The sequence below is a fragment of the Aquimonas sp. genome (genome assembly GCF_044377145.1).
GTDB lineage: Bacteria > Pseudomonadota > Gammaproteobacteria > Xanthomonadales > Xanthomonadaceae > Aquimonas.
Map to the genome: position 1 here is coordinate 1 of NZ_JBILJQ010000109.1, position 10,531 is coordinate 10,531.

The window sequence follows — 10,531 nt, forward strand, 5'->3', positions numbered from 1 at the left end:
ACTGCCGACCACGCGCAACCGCGACATCGACAGCTTGCTGCCGATCGAGGGCTGGGCGCCGATCTGCAACTGAGGCTCAGCACGGCGAGTGGGGAAGCGGTAGGTGGCTCGGGCGGACGCATACGGCCGACCGAAAGCTCTTGCTCTTCGCTTCAAACAATCACGCTGCACCCGTTGAGCGAGAAACAAAGCAAAGCGGCGTACAACTACTGGAGGCTTCGTTGACTACTGATTCGTCATTCGCGCTTGTTGGTTTCGACGCCGACGACACCCTGTGGCACAGCGAAATCCACTTCCAGAACGCGCACGCCGAGTTCGAACGGATCGTCGGCCAATACATCGACCTTGCCGACGCCGGCCTGCATCAGCGCATGCTCGACACCGAACGCCGCAACATCAAACTGTTCGGCTACGGTGCAAAAGGCATGTGCCTGTCGATGATCGAAACCGCGATCGCGCTCACCGAGGAGCGCATCAGTGCGGCCGATGTGCACCGCCTGCTTGAACTCGGCAAGGCCATCCTGACCCATCCGGTGGAGCTGCTGCCCGACGTGCGTGCGGCGGTCGAGGCCGCGGCGGAGATCGCGCCGCTGGTGCTGATCACCAAGGGCGATCTGTTCCATCAGGAGACCAAGATCCGCGCTTCGGGCCTGAGCGAGCTGTTTCCGCGCATCGAGATCGTGTCTGAAAAGGACCCGCAAACCTATGCCCGCGTGCTGGCCGAATGCGAAGTCGCACCGCAGCGCTTCGCCATGGTCGGCAATTCCCTGCGCTCGGACATCGAGCCGGTGCTCGCACTCGGCGGGGCGGGCGTGCACGTGCCCTACGCCGTCACCTGGGCACTGGACGCCGAGCACGCGGTTGACCCCGCGCATCCGCGTCTGCGCACGGTCGCCCGGGCGCTGGATGTTCCGGCAGCGCTGCGCGAGCTGGCATCGCGCTGACGACAGGGCGCGACGGTTGCGCTAGTGTTTCGCGCGGCCCGATGCTGAGGTCCCGTCGCGCGCGGCGCGCCGGCCCCACCGGGCTCCCACACCCACTCCCGGATCGCGAATCACAGCCATGTACACCCAATGCCCGCACTGCCTGACCGTACACGCGCTGTCTGCGGCGCAGATCGCGCTCGGTCGCGGCCAACTGATCTGCGGTGTTTGCGAGCAGGGCTTCGACGGGCTGGATCGCCTGGCGGACAGCCCGGCCCAGGCCTCGACCGGCTACGGACGAGGGCGTGTGGCCGAGCCGCCGCGAGTGCTGCCCGAAGGGATGCTGGCCCCGGCGGATGTCGCCAAGGCAGCGCCCGCGCTGGGCGTGCCGCCGCCGCAGTTCGCGCTGCAGACCGGCCGCCGGCGGCGCCTGAACAGCGGGCGCTGGTGGGCACTCAGCGCGGCGATGTCGCTGGCCTTGAGCGCGCAGATCGTGCTCGCACAGCGCGCCGAGCTCAGCCAGGATCCCACCCTGCGCCCGTGGCTGCAGCGGCTGTGCTCGGTTGCCGGATGTCAGCTGCCGTTCTTCAGTGCCCCGGGCCAGATCGCGCTGCTCAATCGTGACGTCAGCCCGCACCCGTCGGTGCCCGAAGCGCTGCTGATCACCGCCAGCTTCCGCAACGAGGCGCCGTGGCCGCAGGAGTGGCCGGTGCTGGAACTGAGCATGGCCGATCTCGATGGCCGCCTGGTTGCGCTGCGTCGCTTCACCGCGGCGGAGTACCTCGGCGCCATGCCCGATCAGCGCGCGCTGTTGCCCGGCCAGCCGGTGATGGTTGAGCTTGAGATCCGCGATCCCGGCAACGAGGCGATCGCGTTCGAGTTCAGCTTCCTGTGAGCGCAAGCGCCCAAGGCAATCAAAGGCTGCAGGATGCGGCGAAGGCGCAGCGGCAGACACTGCATGCCGGGGAGATTGTTCGCGCGCTTCAGGTGCTCGCAGCAGCCAGATCATCGAAAACCTGTCAGTTCCGACAGGCTCGCAAGCGGTGAACTGGGGGCAGCAGCACGCTGGCTGCTAGACTCGCTGGCGCTTCGAGCCGAACACCTGCAGGCCGATTGAAGACATGAATCCACGACCGCCCGACTCAGAGCTGCCCGCACTTGACGATGAGTCAGGGCGTGAAGCGCGTCGGCTGTCCGCCCATGAGCTGGCGCTGTTTGAAGAGATCGGCGAGCGTCGCGTGGTGGCCGCCGGCGAGTTGATCTTCCGGCGTGGCGAACACGGACGCACCATGTTTGTGGTGGTCGAGGGACAGGTTGCACTCGAATTCGGCGACGGCATGCGCGACAAGCGCATCGGTGCCAGCGAGTACTTCGGCGAGCTCGCCTTCTTCATCGGCAACCATGCGCGCCTGGCCAGTGCGGTCGCCTGTGGGCCCTGTCTGCTGGTGGCGGTATCCAACGGTGATTTCGACACTCTGCTGGACCAGCAGCCCGGCACGATCGCGCACTTCATGCGGCGCTCGTTCGCCTATCTGGTCAACAGCGAGCAGCAGTTGATCCTGAATCTGAAGCGGCGCAACGAGGAGCTGCTGCTCACGCTTGATTCGCTGCGGCAGACCCGCACCCGGCTGACCAATGCCGAGCATCTGGTCCAGACTGACGAGCTTACCGGCCTGCGCAACCGGCGCGGGCTCTACGCTCATCTGGATGAGATCGAACACGCCCCGCGCCCTGGCGTACTCGGTCTGCTGCTGATCGACCTGGACGACTTCAAGACCATCAACGACAGCTTCGGCCACATCACCGGCGATCGCGTGCTGGAAGCGGTGGCCGGCCAGCTCAAACGCCTGTGCGGTGAGCACGACATGCCCGCGCGTTTGGGTGGCGACGAGTTCGCCGTGCTGGTGTGGGCGCATTCGGCCGAGGACATCGAACAGCGCGCCCGCGCCCTGGTTGACAGCGTGCGCCTGCTGGCAATGCCCGAACCTTTGAATGCCACTGTGCTCACCATCAGTGTGGGCGCGGTGGTGTGCGAAGCCGGCGCCAGCTGGTCGGTGTGGTACAGCCAGGCCGACCGCCTGCTGTATCGCGCCAAGGCTGAGGGCGGCGACGACTTCCGCTTCCAGCTTGACCATTGACGGTGCTTAGACCGTCGCGGATCGTGCCGGAACCGCTGCTTGACAAATCTTCTGCGTTGCACGAACACTGCCCGCCATGCCGAACGCCCTGCCCATGATCAGCACCGACAACGCCCGCATCCCGGCGTCGCTGCTTCTTATTGGCCTTCTTCTTGGACCGCACAGGTGCGGACTCCGAACCTAGGGCATACGCAACACCCTTGAGATCGAGAGAACCCCGCACCGGAATCCCGCTGCGGGGTTTTTTATTGCCCGCGATTTGCCTCAAGACCCCCCTGAACACGCGTGACCCGCTGGAGCCGACATGACCGACCACATTCGAATCTTCGATACCACTCTGCGCGACGGCGAGCAGTCGCCGGGCGCCAGCATGGGGCCGACTCAGAAACTGGTGATGGCGCGTGCGCTCGCCGAGCTCGGCGTCGATATCATCGAAACCGGCTTTCCCGCCAGCTCGCAGGCGGACCGCGAATCGACCGACGCGATCGCGCGTGAGATCGGCGCCCAGGTCACCCTGGCCACGCTGTCGCGCTGTTCGGAGGCCGACATCACCGCCTGCGCCAAGGCGATGGAAAAGGCGCACAAGCCGCGCATCCACGTGTTCATCTCCACCAGCCCGCTGCATCGCAAGTTCAAGCTCGGCATGAGCGAACAGCAGGTGGTCGAGCGCGCCGAAAGTGCAGTCGCTTTTGCGCGGCGCTACTTCGACGACGTCGAATTCTCGGCCGAGGACGCCATCCGCACTGAATTCGACGTGCTGGTGAAGGCGTTCTCCGCCGCCGCCGCCGCCGGTGCTACCACCCTCAATGTGCCGGACACCGTCGGCTATACCACGCCGGACGAGATCCGCAGCCTGTTCCAGCGTCTGCGCACGGCGGTACCGGGCGAGCAGCTGATCTGGAGCACCCACTGCCACAACGATCTCGGCCTCGCGGTCGCGAACTCGCTGGCGGCGATCGAGGGCGGCGCGCGTCAGGTCGAATGCACCATCAACGGCATTGGTGAGCGCGCCGGCAACTGTGCGGTGGAAGAACTGGTGATGGCACTGAAGGTGCGCAACGCCTACTTCAACGCCGACAGCGGCATTCGCACCGAACGCCTGGTGCCGACCTCGCGGCTGCTGCAGCGCCTGACCGGGATGATGGTCCAGCGCAACAAGGCCATCGTCGGCGTCAACGCCTTCGCTCACGAGGCCGGCATCCACCAGCACGGCATGCTGAAGAACCGCGAGACCTACGAAATCATGCGGCCCGAAGATGTCGGCTGGCCGCGCTCGGAGCTGGTACTCGGCCGGCACAGCGGCCGCGCCGCCCTGAGCGAGCGCCTGCGCGCGCTGGGCTTCGTGTTCGAGGAAGACGAGTTCGAGCACGTGTTCTCGAACTTCAAGTCGCTGACCGAAACCCAGCGCGTGGTCAACGACCGCGACCTCGAACAGCTGATCCTGGGCAGCACCGCCAGCGCTGGACAGGGCTATCGGCTCGCCAGCATGCGGATCTCCGATTCCGGCGGCCAGGCGCGCGCCGAGGTCGAGCTGTCCGATCCGGACGGCAATCGCGTGGCCGAGAGTGCCGACAGCGATGGCCCGGTCGCGGCCCTGTTCGCGGCGATGTCGGCCGCCACCGGCATCGAACTCAAGCTGGAGAGCTATCAGGTCCACAGCATCGGCATGGGCAGCCACGCGCGCGGCGAGGCCAGCCTGTCGGTCAGCTTCGATGACGAGGAATACGCTGGCGTTGGCGTCAGCCGCGACATCATCGAGGCCAGCGCGCTGGCCTGGCTGGACGTCGCCAACCGCCTGCTGCGCCGCCGCGAGGCCGAACCTGCCGCCAGCGCGCAGGCCTGATCGTGACCCTGACAAACAACCCCAACGGAAGCCCGATGTCCGCTCGTACCCTGTTTGCAAAACTCTGGGACGCCCATGTGGTCGTGCCCGAAACCGAGGCTGCGCCTGCGGTGCTCTACGTCGACCTGCATCTGCTGCACGAGGTCACCACGCCGCAGGCGTTTGCCGAACTCGATGCGCGCGGCTTGTCGCCACGCTGCCCCGAACGCTGCATGGCCACGCTGGACCACAGCACGCCGACCTCGCCACGCGATGCGGCCGGCAAGCTCCATTACGGCAGCGCCGCATCGGAGAAGCAGGTTGACCAGCTGCGCGCCAACTGCGAGCGCCACGGCATCGAGCTGTTCGACATGGGCGATACGCGTCGCGGCATCGTCCACGTCACCGCGCCCGAGCTGGGCCTGACCCGGCCCGGCATGACGATCGTCTGTGGCGACAGCCACACCAGCACGCATGGCGCGTTCGGAGCCTTGGCATTCGGCATCGGCACCAGTGAAGTCGGCCACGTGCTGGCCACCCAGTGCCTGCTGCAGCGGCGGCCGAAAACGCTGGCGATCGAGATCGACGGCGAGCTGGGGCGCGGCGTCGGCGCCAAGGACGTGATCCTGCACGTGATCGGCGTGATCGGCGTCAACGGCGGCACCGGCTACGCGATCGAATACCGCGGCTCGACCATCCGTGCGCTCGGCATGGAGGCGCGCATGACCCTGTGCAATATGTCGATCGAGGCCGGCGCCCGTGCCGGCATGGTCGCGCCGGACCAGATCACCTTCGACTACCTGCGCGCCTGCCCGCGCGCCCCGCAGGGCGCGGCCTTCGAGGCGGCGATGGCCGAGTGGTCGCGCTATGTCAGCGATGAAGGCGCCGAATTCGACCGTGTGGTGCGCATCGATGCCGCCGATATCCGCCCGACCCTGACCTGGGGCACCCACCCCGGCACCGCCATCGCGGTCGATGCCGCGATCCCGGAGCCGGTCGATGCCAGCGCCCGCAAGGGCCTGGAATACATGGGCTTCGAGGCCGGGCACTCGCTGATTGGTCAGCCGGTCGATGTGGTCTTTGTCGGCAGCTGCACCAATGGACGCATCGCCGACCTGCGCGAGGTCGCCGGGATCCTGCGCGGGCGCCGCGTGCATCCGCGTGTGCGCATGCTGGTGGTGGCCGGGTCGGAGGCGGTCAAACGCATGGCGGAGGCCGAGGGCATCGACAGCGTGGTGCGCGCGGCGGGCGCCGAATGGCGCGAGCCGGGCTGCTCGATGTGCATCGCGATGAATGGCGATCTGGTGGCGCCGGGCCAGCTCGCGGTCAGCACCAGCAACCGCAATTTCGAGGGGCGGCAAGGGCAGGGCGCGCGTACCGTGCTGGCCTCGCCGCTGTCGGCCGCTGCGGCCGCGGTGGCCGGGCGAATCGCCGACCCGCGCGAGTTTCTCCACGCCGCTGCGGAGGTGGCCTGATGAGCGCCGTGACTGCAGTGCGTTCCGCCGCCGTGGTGCTGCGGCAGGAGAACATCGATACCGACCAGATCATCCCGGCGCGCTTTCTGTCGACCACCACCCGCGCCGGACTGGGCCAGTTCGCCTTCAGCGACTGGCGGGCGAATGCGGACGGTTCGCCGAAGCCGGAGTTCCCGTTCAACCAGGCCGCCAATGAGGGCCGTTCGATCCTGATCGCCGGCCGCAACTTCGGCTGCGGCAGCTCGCGCGAGCACGCGCCCTGGGCCTTGACCGATCTCGGCTTGAAGGCCGTCGTCAGCAGCCAGATCGCCGACATCTTCCGCAACAACGCGCTCAAAAACGGGCTGGTGCCGGTGGTGCTGGACGAGGCGATCGTGCAGCAGCTGATGCAGCAGGCCGACGGCGAGTTCCTGATCGATATCGCCAGCTGCACCCTCACGGCACCGGGCGGCCAGAGCCACCGTTTTCCGCTGGATGCCTTCGCCCGCACCTGTCTGCTCGAAGGTGTCGATGAGCTCGGCTACCTGCTGCTGCGCGACGACGCCATCAGCGCGTTCGAGTCCAACCGCCAGCGCGATTTCTCGTTGACCGGAACCGCTGCCAAGGAGCCCGCCCATGCGCGCTGAGATCGTTGTTCTGCCGGGTGACGGAATCGGCCCGGAAGTGACCGCCTGCGCGGTCGAGGTGCTGAAGCGCGTGGCCGCGCGCCACGGTCACGATTTCCACTTCAACCCGCAGCTGATCGGCGGCGCCGCCATCGATGCTACGGGTGAGCCGCTGCCGCCGGCCACGCTCGCGGCCTGTCGCAAGGCCGATGCGATTCTGCTCGGTGCGGTCGGCGGGCCGAAGTGGTCGGACCCGAAAGCCAAGGTGCGGCCTGAGCAAGGGCTGCTGGCGATCCGTCAGGCGCTGGGTCTGTACGCCAATCTGCGCCCGGTGACGCCGCACCCGGCGGTGCTGGATCGCGCGCCGATCAAGCCGCATCTGTTGAACGGGGTCGATCTGCTGGTGGTGCGCGAACTCACCGGCGGCATCTACTTCGGCGAGCGTACCCGCAGCGAACACGGCGCCTCGGACATGTGCGTCTACAGCGTGGCCGAGATCGAGCGCGTGCTGCGCCGCGCCTTCGCCTTCGCCCGCGCGCGCCGCGGCTATCTGGTCTCGGTCGACAAAGCCAATGTGCTGGAAACCTCGCGGCTGTGGCGCGAGCTGGCGACCCGGATCGGCGCCGAAGAATTCCCCGATGTGCGACTGGAGCATCAGCTGGTCGATTCGATGGCGATGCACCTGATCGCGCGACCGCGCGAGTACGACGTGATCGTCACCGAGAACATGTTCGGCGACATACTCACCGACGAAGCCTCGATGCTGGCCGGCTCGCTCGGTCTGCTGCCGAGCGCCTCATTGGGTGAGGGCAAGCGGGGGATCTACGAACCCATCCACGGCAGCGCACCCGACATCGCTGGCCGCGGCATCGCCAACCCCTACGCCACCATCCTCAGCGCGGCGATGCTGCTGCGGCACTCGCTGGGCCTGGAAGAAGAAGCCCGCGAGATCGAACGCGCGGTCGGCGCCGCGCTGGATTCGGGCTGCTTCACGGCGGACATCGCGGGAGCAGAGCGTGCCCTCTCCACGGACGAAGCGGCAGCGGCGGTGCTGGAACGGCTGCCGGAACGGCATCCGACGGTGGCGATGAGAGATTAGGGGGTTCGTGATTCGGGTAGGCCGAAGCTTGGCGGGGTTGAGGGGCGCGGGCGCGTTTGTGGCCAAGGTCGAACGAGACCGAACAGTCTGCGCGGCGCGCACACAGGCCGACCGCCCTGCTACCTTCGGCCATCCCGAATCCTCAATCCCGAATACTCCAAGACCCATGCGTCCCCTGATACTTGTTGGCCTGCTGGTCTTTCTGTTCACCGCCATCACCGTCCAGGCTTTGCATCCCGGCTATGACTGGGTGCATGCGCCGCTCAGCTTCTACCTGTCGGGCCCGCACGGGCTGTGGCTGCAGTTGGCGTATGTCGCGCTGGCGCTGGTGATCGCGCTGCAGTCGGTGCGGATCTGGTTGCGCGAGCGACGAGCTTTGGCGGACACCCTGGCCCTGCTGCTGTTCTGCGCTGGTGCAGTCGGGCTGGTGGTGACGGCGCTGTATCCCGGCGGCTCACCGGCCGGGGCGGTGCCACCGTTCGAGCATCGACTGCATCTGCTCAGCGCCCTGTCGGCGTTCGGATTGACCGGTCTTGCGATGCTGCTGCGCGGCGCACTCGACTGGCGCGCAGGCCGTCGAGTGCTGCTGCCGCTGGCGATGCTTGCCTTCGTTTGCCTGTTGCTGCACGTCGGCATTCGCGAGCTGCCGCGGGGCGCAAGCCAGAAGGCGGTGATCGCCCTCTACCTGCTGTGGCTGTGCATCCACAGCTGGCGTATCGACGCAGTGGGTCGTGTTGGTCGAGAGCCGCATTGAGCGCTCGGCTGCACAGGCCTGACCGAGCAAGGCTAGCCGCGGCCAGGTCGATGCAGCCCTCGTGCGCGCATCTTTGCGTCGAGGCGAGAACGTTTTCTGGTCTTCGTTCGGCGGAATGCGTCGATTGAACGCGCCACCCGTCCTCTCTCTCGGCCGCGGTCGGGGAAACTGGCTTGCCCGACTGTCTGGCCCCCTCTCCCCAACCCCTCTCCCACCAGGGGAGAGGGGCCAAGAGCGACGCCAACTGACACGACACCCTGCGCTCATCGGGTTCCGCTTCCAGGCTCGCAACAAGCGTCAGCCACGCGTGCATTTTCCCCTCTCCCCTGGTGGGAGAGGGGCAGGGGAGAGGGGGCGCTCTCGCCATGTGCCTTGTCCCCCTCTGCCGATTCCTTGCTTCCTGCGGCTGGAAGCAGGGGCAGCTGGGGCGCGGCGGGAGCCGCCCCTCAGATCCGAAACCGCGCCACGTTCTCCGCCAGCCGCTCGGCCTGTTCCTCCATCGAACGCGCGGCGGCGGTGGCTTCTTCGACCAGGGCGGCGTTCTGCTGGGTGGCTTCGTCCATCTGCGTGACCGTGGCGCTGACCTGTTCGATGCCTGAACTTTGCTCGGCGGACGCCGCGCTGATCTCGCTCATGATGTCGGTGACGCGCTTCACCGAGGCCAGAATCTCGGCCATGGTGGCGCCGGCGGAATCGACCAGTTTGCTGCCGCTGTCGACGCGTTCGACGGTGTCGGAGATCAGGCTCTTGATCTCCTTCGCTGCGCCGGCCGAACGCTGTGCGAGTGAACGGACTTCGCTGGCTACCACCGCGAAGCCGCGGCCCTGTTCGCCGGCGCGCGCGGCCTCAACCGCAGCGTTCAGCGCCAGGATATTGGTCTGGAAGGCGATGCCGTCGATCACGCTGATGATGTCTTCGATCTTGCGCGACTGCGCATTGATCTCGCCCATCGTGGCGACCACCTGGCTGACCACCGCGCCGCCGCGTTCGGCGACATCGGCGGCGCCGATCGCCAGCTGATTGGCCGAGCGCGCGTTCTCGGCATTGCCGCGCACGGTCGAGGTGAGTTCTTCCATGCTGGCGGCGGTTTCCTCCAGCGAGGCGGCCTGCTGTTCGGTGCGGTCGGAAAGATCCGCATTGCCCGAGGCGATCTCTGCCGCCGCGGTGTTGATCGCGCCGACCGCGCCCTTGATCTCGCCGACGATGTCGCGCAGGCGCTCGACCGTGGAGTTGGTCGAATGCTGCAGCTCGGCGAAGCGGCCAACCGCGTCACCGTCGATGCGGCGAGTCAGGTCGCCTTCGGCCAGCGCCGACAGCACCTCGCAGGTGCGGCTGAGACCGGAGTCCGCGTTCGCCATCAGCTGATTCAGCGCATCGACCATCTCGCGGAACGCGAACTCGAAGCGGCTGGCGTCGCCGCGCAGATTGAACTCGCCGGCAGCCGCGCCGCGCGACAGCCGCAGGATCTCGTCGCGAATCGTCAGCAGCTTGCCGCGCACGCCTTCGACGGCGTCGGTGATGCGCTGCTTCTCGCCGGGCAGGGCTGGCATCTGCTTGCTGAGGTCGCCGCGCGAGTAGGCCTGGACGAGATCGACGATCTGCATGCTGGTGCCGATGTGCTGTTCCGCCAGCCGGTTGACGCCGCTGGCCATTTCGCCGAACGCGCCCGGATAGCGCTGCGCGTCGATGCGCAGGCTGAGCTCGCCGGCATCGTG

The 10,531-nt window shown here is 67.3% G+C and carries 9 protein-coding genes; 8 read left to right on the forward strand and 1 reads right to left on the reverse strand.

Translation table 11 applies throughout. The features are described 5' to 3' along the window. Positions 1 to 221: 221 nt before the first annotated feature. From ACIQ7H_RS20610 to ACIQ7H_RS20645, 8 genes are all read left to right on the forward strand, one after another. The gene (locus ACIQ7H_RS20610) at positions 222 to 944 is read left to right on the forward strand and encodes an HAD family hydrolase (protein WP_395795093.1); all 723 of its coding nucleotides are present in this window, start codon (positions 222 to 224) and stop codon (positions 942 to 944) included. A 118-nt stretch (positions 945 to 1,062) separates the two neighbouring features. Further along, the gene (locus ACIQ7H_RS20615) at positions 1,063 to 1,818 is read left to right on the forward strand and encodes a zinc-ribbon and DUF3426 domain-containing protein (protein ID WP_395795095.1); all 756 of its coding nucleotides are present in this window, start codon (positions 1,063 to 1,065) and stop codon (positions 1,816 to 1,818) included. A 226-nt stretch (positions 1,819 to 2,044) separates the two neighbouring features. Beyond that, positions 2,045 to 3,061, forward strand: coding sequence for a diguanylate cyclase domain-containing protein (locus ACIQ7H_RS20620; RefSeq protein WP_395795097.1), 1,017 nt, complete (start codon positions 2,045 to 2,047; stop codon positions 3,059 to 3,061). A 304-nt stretch (positions 3,062 to 3,365) separates the two neighbouring features. Continuing rightward, positions 3,366 to 4,904 carry a 2-isopropylmalate synthase gene (locus tag ACIQ7H_RS20625; protein WP_395795099.1) on the forward strand — a complete coding sequence of 513 codons (1,539 nt, stop codon included), beginning with the start codon at positions 3,366 to 3,368 and terminating at the stop codon, positions 4,902 to 4,904. A gap of 35 nt (positions 4,905 to 4,939) precedes the next feature. Continuing rightward, complete coding sequence (leuC, locus tag ACIQ7H_RS20630; RefSeq protein ID WP_395795101.1) at positions 4,940 to 6,358, forward strand: 3-isopropylmalate dehydratase large subunit; 1,419 nt, start codon at positions 4,940 to 4,942, stop codon at positions 6,356 to 6,358. After that, a complete protein-coding gene (gene leuD, locus ACIQ7H_RS20635; protein ID WP_395795103.1) occupies positions 6,358 to 6,984 on the forward strand; it encodes a 3-isopropylmalate dehydratase small subunit in 627 nt (208 codons plus the stop codon). The genes leuC and leuD overlap by 1 nt, the downstream gene beginning before the upstream one ends. Continuing rightward, a complete protein-coding gene (gene leuB / locus ACIQ7H_RS20640; protein ID WP_395795105.1) occupies positions 6,974 to 8,062 on the forward strand; it encodes a 3-isopropylmalate dehydrogenase in 1,089 nt (362 codons plus the stop codon). Before leuD ends, leuB begins: the two co-directional genes overlap by 11 nt. A 166-nt stretch (positions 8,063 to 8,228) precedes the next feature. Continuing rightward, complete coding sequence (locus ACIQ7H_RS20645) at positions 8,229 to 8,816, forward strand: DUF998 domain-containing protein (RefSeq protein ID WP_395795107.1); 588 nt, start codon at positions 8,229 to 8,231, stop codon at positions 8,814 to 8,816. A gap of 446 nt (positions 8,817 to 9,262) precedes the next feature. On the opposite strand, the gene ACIQ7H_RS20650 is transcribed toward ACIQ7H_RS20645, so the two are convergent. Continuing rightward, the coding region (locus ACIQ7H_RS20650; protein ID WP_395795109.1) for a methyl-accepting chemotaxis protein at positions 9,263 to 10,531 on the reverse strand (1,269 nt) is incomplete at its 5' end.